We start from the raw sequence: 16,041 nt of genomic DNA on the forward strand, positions 1-16,041 counted from the left end.
GATTTTTTCTTCATTGATGTCGTCGATCTTGCCATGGTCCACCTCACTGCAGTGTATTACATTCTTGAGATGTCCATCGTTACTGGGCAAGATCAGACAACTTCGCCGCTGATGCTGTCGAAGGCTCTGCCACCCAAGTGGGCCATGGTGATAATGGTGGTGTTGTCCAGCAGCCAGTCGCGGAGCTTTTCGTAGCTGGAAAGAAACATCCACGACTGCATATTGATCTGGGCGTTGTAGCCCTGCGGTGCCAGTAAGCTGAAGGCGTGCTCCATAAAAATCGCGAACAGATCCGACTTGCTGTTGGGGTAGGCGCTTTTGGCGTAGTCCTTCAGTGCCTTATTCATCCCCTTACTGCCCATATACGGCGGATTGGCCACTACTGCTTCATAGCGCTTCGCCAGTACCCAAGCCTGCTGCACGATAGGCACCAACCGCTGAGCAGCGGCCTTTTGCATCATATCGCCGCTGTTGGTGAGTTCGCTTAGTTCTTCCAACAGTGCTTTCAGCGGCACTTCCCATTCATTGGGCACTTCAATCAGCGAGCCGAAGGTTTTGGTATCTTGAAAGCGCTCAATCAAGTCGGCCATCAGTTTGTAAGTGGTGTCGTTGCTGGAAAGATCTTGCTGTTCGCTATCAAACAGGCTTTGGGATTGGCCCTGGTGCCAGTCTCCGGTCAGGTTCAGGTCGCGCCATAGGGTATTGGCATCCAGGTGCTGGCTGCTTTGCATCGCCAGCACGTTTAGGCGCACGTTGCGGGTGAGAATGCGGCGGTCGTCTTCACGGGCCTTCATCAACAGCGCAAAACCGGCGAGCTGGGCGGCGCGGTCGTCGATATCTAGGCCGAACAGGTTGTTTTCCAGAATCAGCTTAGGGATATCGCGGGTGCGGTAGCCACGCTCCTCGTAGATCGCCTTCAGCACGTTGTAGGCCTCGACCAGGATATGGCCGGAGCCACAGGCAGGGTCGAGTACCTTGATGGTCTCGGGGTCAATGCTGGCCGGAGTGATGGCGTCCAGCTGGGCCTGTACTTCTGGCTCCTGCTCGGCGGGCTCGATGTAGTAGGGCATCTGGCCTTTGAGTGGCGAGCCTGGGTAGGTTTGCAGCCACTGGCGGCCTACCGAGTTCTGCACCAGGTATTGCACGATCCAGTTGGGGGTGAACAGCTGAGTGGCGGCGGGGATGTCTTCGCTTTTCACCACCTTACCGATCACCTGGTCTTTTTTCTCGCTGATGTAGAACTGGTAGAGCCAGCCGATCACTTCTACATCCTGCCAATCCTCTTCGGGAATCGCCTCGACCAGCTCGCGAATCAGCGAATCGGTTTTGGTCAGGTTGTTGGGCAGCAGCAGTTCGCTAGCGTCGTCCAGCGGTTCGAACAGGAACGGCATGGCCTCATGCAGGGCATGGCACTGGGCCAGCAGCAGCTCGCGGTAGAGGGTTTCATCCTGGGTGCCGTCGAGCTTAAGTTCGCGCACGCGGGCGGTGTCTAGCCCTGGCAGGTCTACCTCTAAGCATTCCTCCAGAATCTGGAACTGCCCGGCTTCGCCCCCTGCCCCACTCAGCACGCGGCGACCGTGGTCTAGGTAGCCGTGAATCTCCATATAGCGAATGGCGCACAGACGGTTGAACCAGCTGTAGGCGGCCTGCTCTATCGCTTGGGTAAACCCATCGCGCTGCACCCACACGGCCAGCGCTTCCCGTGCGCGCTTTAGGTGGGCGGGCACGGTGTGGGTTTGGCCATCCTGGGCGGTCATCACCAACACATCGCCCTTTAGCTCCAGGGGGGCAATCACAGCGCCACCTTTGCCATCCGGGCTAATGCCCACCCGGGCCGCCTGGCGCGTCATGGTGTCGATAAAGCGGGCGCGGGCCTTGGGGGCGTATTTTTTGATGTTGGCGGTGTTCATGTTAGATCCTTGAAAGTGTCTTGCAAAAAGCGCTGGCCTTTAGGCGTTAAACGGTATTGTTGAAGGCGGCTATTGGGCTTTTCGGGCAGCGTCATTTCGATTAATTCATCCTGAAGCGCAGGCGTTAGGTAGTGTTGGCGAAAATGAGCACGATGCTTGAGCTGCAAGTGTTGACGTAGCTCGCCTGATGATAGCGGGCCATCGCTTAATATTTTCAGCAGCGGGCGCAGTGGTTCTATATTCTCAGACTGGGTCACTGACTGGGTCACTGACTGGGTCACTGATATTGGATTTTCGATAGGAACCGGCGCTGCCAGCCGGATACTCAACCGCACGCGGTTGGCAATTTCTTCAATATGCGGCTCTGGCAGCCCCTGGGCGGCGGCCTCGGCAAAAATACGCTTTACGCCACTGCCCCACTGCTCAATCAGGCCAAGCTCACGAAATACGCGGGCAATCACTGGGTTGCGAATCATCGAAACGCCGCGTTTCATGTCTTCTATCGTCATGCCGGGCATCAATAGCCCAGGGCTTTCAATCTCGATACGGTCGTCATAAAACGCAATGCGTATGGGGCTGCCGCGTTGGGAGTAGTCGCTGTGTACCAAGGCGTTAATAATCGCTTCACGCAGGATGGTCAGCGGGATACTCCACACATCGCGGCGACGCATGGCGCCAAACTCTGCCTGCTTGAAAGCATGTTTTTTGAGAAACAGCTCGATGTCATCAACCGCTTGGGGTAACGGCGCGTGAATATCTGTCTGGTCGAAAATCTCGACCTTATCGTTACCGCGAAAACGCCCGCACTGAATCCAGGCATCTTCAAAGTGCCATTGGCGCTCACGGCCAAACAGCAAAATTCCGCCCACGCTGGGTACTAGGCGACCTTGATACGAGACGAGTAGCCGTAATGTTCTTAACTTGATGTCATCAAGCAGTTGTTCGCTGTTGAAGGCATGCTGCATGGCAGTGTGGTCAAGGTCGTCACGGCTCAGCTCAGGCATGGGCTGAACGTCAAAGGTGGTGCCGCTTGCCTGGCGCTGCATTTCTTGAATGAGGGCCAGCCCGGCCTGCCGATTGCTGGAACCAAGTCGCACCAGCACACCGTTTTCTTCGCCAAGCGCTTTGAAAAAGTGTGGGCGTGCGCTACTCAAAAACACCTCAATACACACCAGGGTATGCTCGCCCACGCTCACCAGTTCAATATTGGGTAATAGCCGAGGGTGAATGGCATCCGCGATCATGCTGGTCAGGCGCTCTTCCATATCCAGCGGATCATCCACGCCTAGCACGGTGCCATCATCGTCAACACCAATGATCAACTGGCCACCGGCCGTATTGGCAAAGGCGACCAGGGTTTTCATCAGCGGCTTGGGCGATGATAGGTCGCGCTTGAACTCAAGCTGCTTGCCTTCTGGCTCGCTTAGGCGCTGTTCAATGGTCGCGGTGGTCATAGGTGCCTCGTTGACTTTTCATGTTTCTTTCCGCTTCGCTGTCCCGCGTCCTAGGACACGGGACGGCAGTGAGCAATGCGCTCTGGCTGGCAAAAAATCATTCATCCATTCCCTCTTGCCGCTGAAGCAAATCTTGCTCAATTTCCTCTACGGTGGGCAGCGAGCCTTTGAGGTTGTCTGGCAAGGTCCCGACCAAGTTGTATTCACTGACGCCCATGGGCTTATTTAGGTCGCGTAGAGCGAACTCAACTTCGATGTTATTTTTATCCCGGCACAGCAGCAAACCAATGGTGGGTTGGTCATCGTCGCGTTTGAGCAGGCTGTCCACCGCCGACAGGTAAAAGTTTAACTTGCCCGCGTATTCCGGGATAAAACGCCGGTTCTTGAGTTCGATGACCACGTAGCACTTGAGAGTGACGTGATAGAACAGCAGGTCGAGATAGTAGCCGTTGCCAGCCACTTCGAGGGGGTACTGGCGACCGATAAACGCAAAGCCCTTGCCCAATTCCAGTAGAAACTGGGTGATATGCTGGGTGAGCTGACGCTCGACGTCACGCTCGTTATAAGGCGCGGTCAGGGACATAAAGTCGAAGGTATAGGGGTCTTTTAGCGTTTGCTGAGCGAGATCCGACTGGGGAGCCGGCAACGTGCGAGAAAAGTTGCTCACCGCGTTGCCGGTACGCTCATGCAGCCGCGACTTGAGGTGCAGGGCTAGCACGTCACGGCTCCAGCCATGTTCCAGGGTTTGGGTGAGGTAGAAGTCGGCTTCGTTTAGGTCAGCGCATTTGCTGAAAATCAGGATGTTATGCCCCCAGGGCGTTTGGGCCAGTAAGCCAGCGCGATCGGCATCTATACCGGCCCAGGGCGTGTCGGCTAATTTGGCAACAGCCTGTTGCCAAATTGCAGGGTCACAGTAAAAACGGAAGAAAGCTCGGCAGTAGCGCAGGTTTTTGGGAGAAAACCCACCGACCTCTGGAAACGCGTGACGTAGGTCGTTGCTGAAAGCGTTAATAAAGCCACTGCCCCACTGTGCCTGGGTTTCCCGTTCGACAATCTGAGCACCCAGCTCGTAGTAGAGTGCGATCAGTTCGCTGTTAGCCGCTAGTGCTGCCCGCATGCGAGCAGACTGCACACGCTGCTTAATGCTGCTCAGCCAAGCCTGATAGTCGGCGCGGGTAGAAAGGCGATGAGTCATACGGCACTCCTTTTGGTAACGCTGCTTTTTTGCCAACCAGCCTATCCAGTTGCTACCGCACCTGTACCCGTTTGCCTGCTGAAAGTGACCCTTCCAGCTCTTTTCTCAGCTCGTCCATAAATGCATCGACTTCCGCTTGGCTTTCCAGGTACACCCCGCTATGCACGCGGCTGAGTACGTCGCTTACACGCACTCTTGCCACGGGTTTGGGGGCATTTACCGCCGCCGGTGCTGTTTCGGTGTGCGGATCGTACGTTTTATCCCTGGGTGCCGTGTGTCCTGCGGGCGGTTGGCTGCCTGGGGTAGCCGCTGGCGCGTTGGCGCCGCCTCCAGCAGGCGTAGGCGCGGGCGTCTGCCGCTTGGCCGCCTCAGCCTGGGCGTTGTGAAGCGCATCCAGGCTGGCTTCTTCTAATTCAACGGCGGTTTCGGTTTGCAGCTGGTAGATTTGCGCGACGCTGACCGATTGATTGACCGAGGCTTTGAGCTGCTGTAGCGGGTGCAGCAAGCGGTTGCTAAGCTCGGCGGTGCCAATGCCGCTTTTGGCTATTTCAGCGCTCAGCTTGGCAATGCGCGTGTCGATACGGGCAATGGCGTGCTGGCGCTTTTCCTCTACCAGGCGGTTGTTCACCTCATCCAGCGTGCGTACCAAGCCATCCACCTGGTTCAGCATGGCGTAAGGTGCTTCGGCGCGGTAAATGCGCTCACACTCGGCCAGCGCTTGCTGGGCCTGAGTGTTTTTCTCAAGCTCTAGGCGGTTCACCGCAAACCGGTTGAGCGCTTGCTCCAGCTGTTGCCACGTGGTGAGCTGCTTAGTAAAGAAGTCGTTGAGATCGCGGTAGTCCTCTTCGACATCGAGCAGCGTGTCTTGCTGGCTGGCGACGGTTTTGAAGAAATCAAAGCTGTCGTCCAGGCGCAGCAGGCGCTCCACTTCGCGCAGTGAGTTGTCAATGGCGTTGCGACCGGGGAAGTTGCCCACGTCGGTTTTGCTTTTATACGCTTCTAGCTCCCGCCGCCAGTGGGATAAGCGGTCTACGTAATAGGTAAACAGCTCTTTTTCACTGGTGGGGCCTAGCTGGCCAAACAGCTCTTTGGTGAGGTTACGGGCTTTGTTGAGCACCGCATCTTCGGTTTGGCGTTTTTTCTGGAGGCGGACTTCACTGCGGCGGCGGGCGTTGTTGAGTAGCTCAAAGGCTTCTTTACCGCTGAGCGCGGGGCCAGCGGTGTGGAAGGTTAAGCGCCCTGCGGCATGCAGGCGGCCTAGTATCAGTAGCGTTTCACCTTCCGGCCAGCCAAAAGGCCGGTTGCTAAAGCGCTCAATCAGCGGGGTCAGTGGCACCGGCTCGCCACCGTGCAGGGTGATGTACTGCTCCACCTCTTTCACGGCCTGGGGGTTGCCCTCCTCGCCGTCTAAGTTCAGATTCTGGATGCCCAGGTCATCGGCGGTTAATACGGCCTGCAGCTCGCGCATCGGCTCGGGGCTAAGCGCCGTGAGCTGGCTCAGCTTGTTGTAGGTGTTTTCCAGCAGGTAGCGGCAGGCCTCATCCAAACGGGTGTTGAGCTGGCCGCGGTTGAGATCAAGCTTTTGGCCGAGTGCGTACACGTCCGCCTCCAGCAGCATCTCTTCTAAGCGCACCCGCAGGCGTTTTTTGCGCTCCTGGTTTTCACGGCCACGGTCGGCCAGAATGCGCTCCACGCTGTGGTCGTTGGCCGATAGGTTCAGGCGGATAAACTTATCGGTTTTCAGCAGGGTGCGTAGTTCATCGGTAAAGCGCTTGTCGTCGGGCAGCTTAATCAGCACCTGCCCACCGTTATCGCCACTTTTGTGAATGCAGCCCGCTTCGCTTAGCTGCACGTACTCCACGTCGAGCGGTGAGACCACCTCCACCCTTAGCTGGCTCTGGTAGCGGCCATCCAGGGTGTGGCCATCCAGGTAGCGGCCAATGCTGTAGTCGGTTTTGTTGACCGGGTAGCGGTACTTGGCGCGATCGCGCAGCAGGTCTTTGAAGATCAGGCTGGAGAGCTCTTTGTTCTCGTCGCTGCTGGTGACTTCGGTAGCTTTGATCTTGCGGGTGATGTCGCGCTCTTCATTGGTGAGGAACTGGTACTCATCGCCGTTGCGGGTAATCAGGCTCTCTTTTTCCAGTCGTGCCAGGGTCGCTTCCAGCTGCTCACGAATGGCAATACGGTCATCGTCGATTTGGGTCAGCGAGAGTGTCACCAGGTTATCGACCGTACCCTTCACCAAGTCCACGTAGCGGATCATAAACAGCGTGCGTAGGGTTTCGACATCAAACGCCTCTAACACGGGGTTTTCGCTGGCCTGATCAATGGTGCGCTTCACCGCCGTATCAAGAAAGCCCTCTACCGCTGTGTAGAAACAGTGCATCGGTACCAGCGCACCAATCGCTTTCTCTTGAACGGCCTTGGCGGCCATGTGGAACGCATCGAGCATGGAGCGCTCGCCGTAGGCCAAGTGGGCGCCCGTTGCCCCTACCTTGCGGATCTCTTCAAAGACTTTTTGCACCAGTTGGAAGTGGTACGGCACAAAGGGGTAATTGGCGATAAAGCTCTCGACGCCTTCGATGTTTTTCAGCGTGGGGCCGGAGCGGTCAAAGGTCAGCTGGTTACGCAGAATGGAGCCTTTGGCCTCAAACACGCCTTCCAGCTCCGCGCGTGCCGGGTCGGTTTTCACCAGCAGGCGCTTGCGGATCACTTCGTCGGAGTTGGAGCTTGAGAGCGATAAGCGGGTTTTAAAGCGTCCGGCAATCTTGGAGAAATCGTTGGCCTTCGAGGCGGTCATTTCCCCTAGCACGGCGTCCATATCCGCTTGGGAGGTGACCACGATCCAGGCGCGGCCCCCGCAAATCGTGCCCAGGTTTTCGGTGAGCGTTTGTAGGGTCAGCATCAAACGCGTGTCGCTGCCAATGAACTGGCCCACTTCATCGACCATGAACACCATGCGCTGGGTAGCTGACTGCGACTCCAAAAACTCTTTCACCCAGTGGCAGAAGTTCTCTACCGAAACGCTGAAGTTGGTTTCAGATTCCTCAAACCATTTATGCGCCGCTTCAGGAGAGAGATCGAGCGCCGCCCCAATCGCCTGCTCGATATCATCCTGGTAAAACTGATAGCCGTCTCGCTCGTCTTCCCACACCACGCCACTGGCCTCGTGAAAGGCCTGTTTAAAGCGCTCATACACACCGCGCTTTTCTAGGTGGCGCTCCATATGGGCAATATGCGGGTAATCGGAGCTAAAGCCTTGGTGCTCGTTAAATACGCGTAGGAAGACGTTCAGGATGGGGTTGCCATCGTCGTTAGAACTGGCCTTGCTGTCGATATTAAACAGCACCACATGGGCCGGTTCACGGACAGCCTTGGCGATGTCTGCCCGGATAGAGCTGTCTACCAGCTTCTGCTCATCAAAAAAGTCGGCGGCCCGCTTGGCATTACCGTTGGCATCAAACGCTTCCTTATTTTCCAGCAGGTAAGAGAGCGTTTTCAAAAAGTGAGATTTACCCGACCCAAAGAAGCCACTGATCCAAACACCCACGCGGTTGGCGATAGAGGGGTCATCCAAAGGGGTGGTGTAGGATTCAAAAAAAGCGCGAAAGTGCTTTTCTAACTCGTTGGTGACGACATACTCATCCAGCTCTTGGTAGATGGTTTCCTGGTCACGCTGGTCGGCCTTGACCACGCCGTTGATTGACCGGCTAAGCGGTTTGAGGAAGAGCTCTTGAATGTGCATATCAGTCCTATAAATATGTAAACCCTGGGTGTTTCAAGCTGAGAGGTACCGCGCTATCAAAGACCACGACTCACCAAGCGAACGTAGTACACGGAATGACGTCATTCGGTGCGCTAGGGCACAAGCGCAAACGCACGATAGTAGTTATTGCTTTCTATCCGCTTAAACAACGACATCGTCTGCCCGTCGTAACGGCCTGGATAGAACAACACCAGCGGCTTATGACCGAGTGGCCCTTGTAGCGCATTTAACAAGCTGTGCGCTCGCACCATGGGCCATAGGCTGCCCACACCGGTGAGCAGTACGATATCGGGGTCATGCGACAAGGAGTGTCGGAGCAGATAGGGAGCAAACTTATCCATGTGCAGCGGCCCACGCAGCGCCTTGAGCAGTGCCGCATCGCCTTTGCTTTTTTGCATGGCAATGGCTTTGTCTAGGAAGCCGCGCTCGGTCAGGTAATCCTTTAGCACTTCCAGCAGATTGACCTGCGCTATTTTAATGTCGGGGTGCTGGCGTGCCATTAACGAGGGGAGGAAATTCAGGTAGGCACGCACCTGGAGTTCATGTTCAGGGGCGTAATCAAAAATCCAAAAGCCGATTTCGTTACCCAGCCCCTGGCCCGCTAAAAAATCGGGCCGAGTGATTTTTTCAGCCACTTGATTCAATCGTGCCCGAAGTTGATCATCCTCGCGACTGCTTATACCGCTGGGGGATGGGTAGTGATTGCTCTGTGACATGCGGATGCGTCCCTGTGTCTAGCATGTTTGATGCAAGGCATTGTTAATGCAAAAGGCTTATTTTTGTTAAGACTATGCCGCTTGCCACCTGCGTTGCAAGGTCTACTTAGTCGCGTTTTGACGTCAGCAATGAGAGTAGAGGGGATAAAATTACCGCAACCGGCGACAACAGGCACTCAAGCGGACGTGCTGGTAGGTTTCAAGCAAGCTTTTTACTTCTGGACGCAGCAGCAAGGGCTGTAACTTGCGCGAGCGACTGGACGCCAATACGCCGACTTCCGTCAACATATGATACACCACCTGCCCCATTTTACGTTTGGAGCTTTCCGCCCACCCTGCTATTGCTTCATCGCGGTGGGCACGCTCGGCTAAAAACTCATCCCATTGGTAGGCCTGAAGCGCCTCCGCCTGCGTTAAAAACGCATCGGCGACGACACTTTCAAGAAACTCCACCAATAGCAGGTTACGTGCCATGGCCGCACAGAAAGACACCTGCGTGGCGAGCTGGTCGTCGCCATCGCGCAGCGCTTGCCAAAACGGTGGCTCCAACTTCTCTAAGCGCTTGCGAATCGCTTGCCCTGCACGCTTGGCCGTCGCTGGTCGGTTCTTCTGCAAGCGGTTATCAACGATGATTGCTTGGTGCCACTGCTCTTCATCGGCATCAGACAGCAGCAAATCGGCAACGGCACGGCTTTCGCGCACCATCAACCCACCGCCAATCAGGTCAGAATTGTAGCTGAAAGAAGTCAAAAGGTGCTCATCAAGGTCAATTACGTTGGAGTTGCAGGCGATTTATCAGCAATGAGATCAGCTTTCACTAGGTGCTCTGCCCTTCCTAAGCTGTTCCAGTAAGCTTTGGCGTTCCGCAGGATCTAGCTTATCCAGCTCAAGGATCAGCTCTGCCACGGTATCGTCTTCGCAGAAAAAATAGGGAATGGGCACCTCTAGTGCCTCTGAAAGCCTCTTCAGCAACTGGTAATTGGGCGCATGCTGCCCCTTTTCATACTGCGTCATACGCGCACTCGCCAAATTCGGCTCCATGCCGAGGTATTCACCCAACTGCCTTTGTGTCATACCCGCTGCTTGCCTGGCGGCTTTCAAGCGATCTGGAAGCGGACTGTCCATGAAAACACCATCGCTACTTGGAAAGCCGCTAGGCTAGCGCAAGATGACACAAAAATATGCTAAGAAATTCTTAGCAAAAATGCAATGGTGTTGTTTTGGAAGCGCCCTTATTGTTATTTACCGAAATGAGATATCTGAATAATTGCTTAATTCTTTGAAAATAATTCACGGGTTGAGATTTTACGAGTGAACTGTGTCGCAATAAATGTTTCAGATTCCACCGTTGAATAACGGTTATATGAAGAGTATTTCGAAACTTCACTAATCGGAACATCTTCTAACTCAAGCTCAAAAGGGTTATCCGATCCTAAAAAAAATTTATCGCATGCCTCTAAAAAGTGTTGCTTACGAACAGTGCTCTCATTTTTTGACAATGCCACACAAAGCGCGGCCTCTAATACTCTTTTCACTTGCCTTGTCTCGCCTCGTGTAACAGAAAACAAAGGAAACAAGATTTCATCAACATGAATACTAGGGGCTTTTTCAAAACCCATTTTGCACGCTAAGCCCTTAATAAAACGAGTAAACTCAATTCTATCTTCTAAATTTAAGAACTTAAAATAAGGCAATTCTATTGTGCACATCAAGCGTGAAGCCCACTGAGGCTCATTTGATATTTCAGCAGCCCAAGGCATACCGACAAGGACTATAGGAATACCTGCTTTTTCGTTTACCAACTTCAAAATATTAGCTATTCTTTGTTTTTCTTCAACGGACTTGAACTCTATTAACTCCTGAAATTCGTTAATTATTATCATCTCAGATTTGCATTTTTTTAACATCTTAACTAACGCTTCAGCAAGACCCGCCTCACGCCTCCTCTCTCGCCTAGCATCAGCCCCAAATTGCCCTAAATCCATCATGAGCTGTATCAACATACTTTCAACATCTGGCTTACTTGGAATTCTTGAAACAAGCACAGGCTTAATAACGGTGTCATTTTCAACATACTCTGGATATTGAGATTGGAACTCTTTAACCAATCTACTCTTTCCTGAACCAGGGTCTCCTATTATTAACATACACTGTTGCTCACCCCCTAGAGCATGATTAGCTTTCAGCATTTCTAAAGAACTTATGGCTCTTGCAACAGACGAATGCTTGATATAGCAATTCTTGAAATAAATTTGCTGCTCTAATTTTTCGTTACTCATTAACATATTCATGAGTACGGCTCCAAATCATCAGAAATTCTTTTCCATTCTTCGTCATTTGGATTTACACCACTGTATGGCTTACTTTCTTCCTCAATATCACTTATTTCCTTACTAGTAAAGCCATCTATAATAGAGCTAGGGTTTTCACTTGATATTCCAAAATAAGCCGCCGCCTTTTTAGTTCCTTTAATTTTTTTCTTTGAAGCGGACACTTCCTCTGCAATTTCACTAACTCTATCGTCAATCAATTTTTCAGCTTCCGCAATACCTACATAATCAGTTTTTGAGTTTATAAAATTACGACGTAATTTACGTCTTACTTTTAGCTGAAAAATACTCAGCCCATCATATAAGCGATCTGGGTCAACAGCAGGAACTCTGATATATTCTTTTCTTTCTACCAAATAAACATATATGTAAGAGACATCCTCTGGATCTCTCTTAACAACAACCTTCACTACTTTGCTACCAGATGGCGGTGGGGTACTCTTGCGATACTCCACCAATTCTTCATTAGTATAATCAATCCTATCAATGCTTATTCCTCCTCTTCGCAGAGTACACAACTCAGTAGGGAAGGCTTCAATTTTAAAAATTTCTTCTTCAAAACCACTATACAAAGGAGGAGGATATTTTTTACAACCAATTTCCCAAGATAATGCAGGTATTCTTGTCATTCTACTATCTGGCGACTGGTTATAAATATCAATTATCCAAATATGCATTAGCTCAATAAAATAGGAAAAAGGAAGGATTGCATCTTTCTCAGGTTTATAACCAGCTAACTGTTGAGCATTAGAAAAAGTAGTGCCAGGTATTTCTTTTACAAACCTAGAATTATAAATTGCAAACAACCTTTCAACTAAAGGTTTTTTCCAAGGCTTACCCACAGGATTAAACTCAATGTTTATACCGACTGAAGCGCAGAAAAATTCTAAATTTTTTGACCAGAACTCAGCTCCATTATCGACAACTAGCGTTTCAATTTTACCTTGACATGGCCAATCTTTTTTAATCATTGGATATTTTTTAGCAACACCTTCTTTACTTAAACATGCGCTCATTATGGCGCTTCTTACTGAGTTATAACTTGGCTCCTGAAAGCTAAGATAAAAACCAATTATACACCTACTAAGGCAATCTATTAAGATTGTTAAATATGGCCTTCCAATAGGAATTAGCAATGTATCGTCTAATAAAATCAAGTCGAGGGGTGTATGATCAATCTCAACGCGCTCCATCACACGTTCTGCCGCGGAAAACTTATTCACAACACGGTAATTTTTATCGGCCTCTGCTTTACCAAAACGTCCCACCTCTACTTCGTAGGGAGACATTTTCTTTACACGTTTGTAAAATGCAGATTTTGTTATAGGTTCAATAGCATTATTAGGGTGCGCCCTGTTATATAGTAGTATATTGTTAAAATAATGATAATAAGCAGTAGATACATGCGGCCTCTCTCTTTTGAGAAACTTTTCTTCCACAGCTCTTTTATAAAAATCCGCATCATCTCTTTTTGAGTTTCCAGGGTTTTTCACTAACCCTTTCGCAGAAACCAATGATTTTGGCCCAATGTCTTGATCGTAATTTTTATGCCATCTTGCAACACTTCTCCATGATGGCTTTTTTTCAATATGGCCTTGCTCAAACAACGAGTCTAAAATTGGATCAATATTCTTCTTCGTCCATCCACCCTGAAGATGCTCCTTAACTAGAACGATAACTTTATACTTATAATACGCCTCCTTTTGTACGCTTTTGCTTAAGGAATCAAATGAAATATAAGAAAGGCGCTCAGGCACATTTATATATTTTCCATCTACAACTGCGGATGCCTCCCCACTTTGGAAGCCTGGGAATTCATCAATAAAAAATTCGATACTCATTGCCCACTTCCAACCCAAATTAGAGATTCATATCCAAACGTTTCATCAATATTTATGAGAACTTTTCCCGAAGCAACTAACCACATAACGTCAACTAAGACTTCAGCTGAATCAGCACCACACAGTCCAGAAATATCAGCAATAGTTAAACCTTGAGACTTCTTTATCAGTTCGTAAATTTTTTCACGAGATACCACCTCAGTATAAAGCCCTGCATATCGGTTAATTAGTTTCAGATTTTTCAGTTTTGGCATTAAACTGATTTGATGATCAGTGACTAGAATTAGCTCTTTGCCAAGCATTTCAACCGCCTTTTTTTTAGCGGTAAAACGCTGGATAAAATCATGTTTCAAAGCTTCTGGAGGTGGCTTTATTTCAACAAACACCTTCTTGCCTGAGTGACAGAAAAGCTCAAAGTCGGGTGTGTAAGAGCAAGTCCTGTCTTCAAATTGATAATAAAAGCCTTCTGGCTGCGCAACGAAGGACTTTACTTCGTTGGCATATTCAAAATGAAAGCAGGCATTAAATTCGAGGGAGGACTCAACAGTCTGGACGTTGCCATTCTTGTGACTGGCAAATTTATAGATGTGCTTGACGGGAGAAGGACGCAAGGTACGGGTATACATGGCAGTACACCTATTTTTGTTTTATTACTACAAAAGTAGGTTATGCCACGAGAAAAGGCAAAAAATGACAGCAGCGGGACAATTTGTGCCACTTTGAAGGAGAAACGACAGAAATGGAGGCGGCCCCAAAAGCCACATCCCGGCACACGCAGCCACCACTACCGTTGCTCCCTTCCGGGCCTGGCGGGGTTCGCAGTTTAGCGTTGCGGGAGGACCTAAGGGGCCACCATAGTCGTATGCTTATGAACTACATACTTGCGCTGATTGGTGGCTACGCCCTGATTTGAACAGGGGACCCCATCATTATGAGTGATGTGCTCTAACCAGCTGAGCTACGTAGCCTTTTCGACATCAGCGGGTGCAGAGTATGCCTATATTAGCGCCAAAAGGCAAGCCGAAACGGCCTGCCTTTTTTCATCGTGCGACTCACTAAGCGCAAACGGGCTTACAGCGCTGCTTTGACAACAGGCAGTGCTTCTTCGCCTTCACGCGTGGTCACGCCTTCTAGCCAAGCCTCGAGTACTTCCGGGTGATCATTGAGATACGTACGCGCCGCTTCGCGAGGTTCGACACCCTCGTCCATGATGGCGCTCATCAGCTGGTTTTCCATTTCCAGCGTAAACGTCATATTGCTCAGCAACTCACCGACGTTCGGGCAGGACTCCACAAACCCTGCGCGGGTATTGGTGTAAACCGTCGCCCCACCTAAGTTAGGACCGAAATAATCATCCGCGTCAAAGAGATACGCCATCTCGAAGTTGCTGTTCATCGGGTGCGGCTCCCACCCCAGAAATACCATCCACTTCTCGTTGGGTACTCGTGCGTTTAACTCAGCCAGCATACCCGCCTCGCTGGAATCGACCACTTGCCAGTCACCCAACCCATAGGCGTCATCGTCGATCATTTGCTCAATGAGTTCGTTACCGTCGTTACCTGCTTCAATGCCGTGAATGCGCTGCTCAAACCGCTCTGCGTGCTCGGCTAAATCATTAACGGAGGTCACGCCAGCGTCATACACATACTGCGGCACGGCGAGAGTGTACTTAGCACCTTCAAGGTTGGCGGTCAGACGCTCAACCTCCCCTCGCTCAATGTACGGGTCGCTAATCGAAGCCATGGAAGGCATCCAGTTACCCAGGAACACATCAAAATCGTTATTACGCATACCTGCATAAGCGATAGGAACCGAGACAGTATCCACACGGGGCTCGTAGCCAAGCGCTTCGAGCACCTCGCTGGCCAGCGCCGTGGTTGCCGTTATGTCTGTCCAACCCACCTCAGCAAAACGAACGCTACTGCATTCATTGGCAAACGCCGTGACTGGTAAAAAAGCGGTGATGAATAAAGTGCCCAAACGACGCGTTGTTACTTGTTTCATAAAGCTCTTCCCTCATGATCTGTTTTATTGACACACGCTCTGCAAACAACAGATGCAGAGGTGAGAAGCGATCAGGCATACTTTTATTGATTGAACGTTCAATAAAAAAATGCCATCATACTCAGGTAACCATGCCTACTCCTGCTTTTCAAGGTTAGGAGCCAATGGGCATTCAACGTCATTAGGAGATAGCTGTGCCTAAGGTGGGAATGGAACCAATACGCCGCCAGCAGTTAATCAAGGCCACCATGGCGGCCATTGATGAGGTTGGCCTTGCCGAAGCGACGGTGATGCGCATCGCCCGTCACGCGGGGGTTTCCGCAGGCATTATTAGCCACTACTTTGGCGGTAAAGATGGCCTGCTTGAGGCCACTATGCGGCAAATTTTGACGGATCTAAGCGATGCCGTCGCCGCGCGGCGCCATGCTTTAGAAGACGATTCACCGCGTGCGCACATTGGCGCCATTATTGAAGGCAACTTTGATCGTACCCAGGTCACCGGCCCTGCGGCCAAAACCTGGTTAGCCTTCTGGGCCAGCAGCATGCATAAGCCAGTTTTACAGCGCTTGCAATATGTCAACGACCGCCGCCTATACGCCAACCTTTGCCACCAGTTCCATCGGGTCATGCCGAGAACCGATGCTCGCAACGCTGCTCGTGGCCTAGCCGCCATGATCGATGGTTTATGGCTTCGTGGTGCATTAACCCCCGAAGGCCTGGATGCCGAAGAAGCACGGCACCTAGCGCACACCTATCTCGACCAGTTACTGACTCATTACGGATGTTACCAAGACGCATCCACTGCCGACTTTTACTAAGGAGCTC

12 protein-coding genes, 1 tRNA gene and 1 other RNA gene are annotated in these 16,041 nt (G+C 51.2%); 1 reads left to right on the forward strand and 13 read right to left on the reverse strand.

Going from position 1 to position 16,041, the window contains the following annotated elements:
- Positions 1 to 92: 92 nt before the first annotated feature.
- From pglX to ACIGG6_RS15745, 13 genes are all read right to left on the reverse strand, one after another.
- Positions 93 to 1,910 carry a BREX-1 system adenine-specific DNA-methyltransferase PglX gene (pglX, locus tag ACIGG6_RS15685; protein WP_399845661.1) on the reverse strand — a complete coding sequence of 606 codons (1,818 nt, stop codon included), beginning with the start codon at positions 1,908 to 1,910 and terminating at the stop codon, positions 93 to 95.
- Positions 1,907 to 3,364 (reverse strand): ATP-binding protein, encoded by a 1,458-nt coding sequence (locus ACIGG6_RS15690; RefSeq protein ID WP_399845664.1) that lies wholly within the window; start codon positions 3,362 to 3,364, stop codon positions 1,907 to 1,909. Before ACIGG6_RS15690 ends, pglX begins: the two co-directional genes overlap by 4 nt.
- A gap of 97 nt (positions 3,365 to 3,461) precedes the next feature.
- Entirely contained in the window at positions 3,462 to 4,559 is a 1,098-nt protein-coding gene (locus ACIGG6_RS15695) for a YhcG family protein (protein ID WP_399845667.1), read from the reverse strand.
- A gap of 52 nt (positions 4,560 to 4,611) precedes the next feature.
- Positions 4,612 to 8,304: a BREX system P-loop protein BrxC gene (brxC, locus tag ACIGG6_RS15700; RefSeq protein WP_399845669.1), complete on the reverse strand. Its 3,693-nt coding sequence runs from the start codon at positions 8,302 to 8,304 to the stop codon at positions 4,612 to 4,614.
- A 113-nt stretch (positions 8,305 to 8,417) separates the two neighbouring features.
- Positions 8,418 to 9,041 carry a DUF1788 domain-containing protein gene (locus ACIGG6_RS15705; protein WP_399845672.1) on the reverse strand — a complete coding sequence of 208 codons (624 nt, stop codon included), beginning with the start codon at positions 9,039 to 9,041 and terminating at the stop codon, positions 8,418 to 8,420.
- A gap of 150 nt (positions 9,042 to 9,191) precedes the next feature.
- Positions 9,192 to 9,791, reverse strand: coding sequence for a DUF1819 family protein (locus tag ACIGG6_RS15710; RefSeq protein WP_399845675.1), 600 nt, complete (start codon positions 9,789 to 9,791; stop codon positions 9,192 to 9,194).
- Positions 9,792 to 9,848: 57 nt separating this feature from the next.
- Complete coding sequence (locus ACIGG6_RS15715) at positions 9,849 to 10,166, reverse strand: helix-turn-helix domain-containing protein (protein ID WP_399845677.1); 318 nt, start codon at positions 10,164 to 10,166, stop codon at positions 9,849 to 9,851.
- A gap of 146 nt (positions 10,167 to 10,312) precedes the next feature.
- Entirely contained in the window at positions 10,313 to 11,332 is a 1,020-nt protein-coding gene (locus tag ACIGG6_RS15720) for a TniB family NTP-binding protein (protein ID WP_399845680.1), read from the reverse strand.
- Entirely contained in the window at positions 11,329 to 13,212 is a 1,884-nt protein-coding gene (locus ACIGG6_RS15725; protein WP_399845683.1) for a Mu transposase C-terminal domain-containing protein, read from the reverse strand. Before ACIGG6_RS15725 ends, ACIGG6_RS15720 begins: the two co-directional genes overlap by 4 nt.
- Complete coding sequence (locus ACIGG6_RS15730; RefSeq protein ID WP_399845685.1) at positions 13,209 to 13,838, reverse strand: Tn7 transposase TnsA N-terminal domain-containing protein; 630 nt, start codon at positions 13,836 to 13,838, stop codon at positions 13,209 to 13,211. Before ACIGG6_RS15730 ends, ACIGG6_RS15725 begins: the two co-directional genes overlap by 4 nt.
- Positions 13,839 to 13,961: 123 nt before the next feature.
- Positions 13,962 to 14,058: signal recognition particle sRNA small type (gene ffs, locus ACIGG6_RS15735), an RNA gene on the reverse strand.
- A 45-nt stretch (positions 14,059 to 14,103) separates the two neighbouring features.
- Positions 14,104 to 14,180, reverse strand: a tRNA-Met gene (locus tag ACIGG6_RS15740).
- 103 nt (positions 14,181 to 14,283) lie between these two features.
- Positions 14,284 to 15,216: a choline ABC transporter substrate-binding protein gene (locus tag ACIGG6_RS15745; RefSeq protein ID WP_399845688.1), complete on the reverse strand. Its 933-nt coding sequence runs from the start codon at positions 15,214 to 15,216 to the stop codon at positions 14,284 to 14,286.
- Between the two features lie 209 nt (positions 15,217 to 15,425).
- On the opposite strand from ACIGG6_RS15745, the gene betI reads away from it, so the two are divergent.
- On the forward strand, positions 15,426 to 16,034 hold the full coding sequence (gene betI / locus ACIGG6_RS15750; RefSeq protein ID WP_399845689.1) for a transcriptional regulator BetI: 609 nt from the start codon (positions 15,426 to 15,428) through the stop codon (positions 16,032 to 16,034).
- Positions 16,035 to 16,041 lie beyond the last annotated feature (7 nt).

Source organism: Vreelandella lionensis, from assembly GCF_044543515.1.
Classification (GTDB): domain Bacteria; phylum Pseudomonadota; class Gammaproteobacteria; order Pseudomonadales; family Halomonadaceae; genus Vreelandella; species Vreelandella lionensis.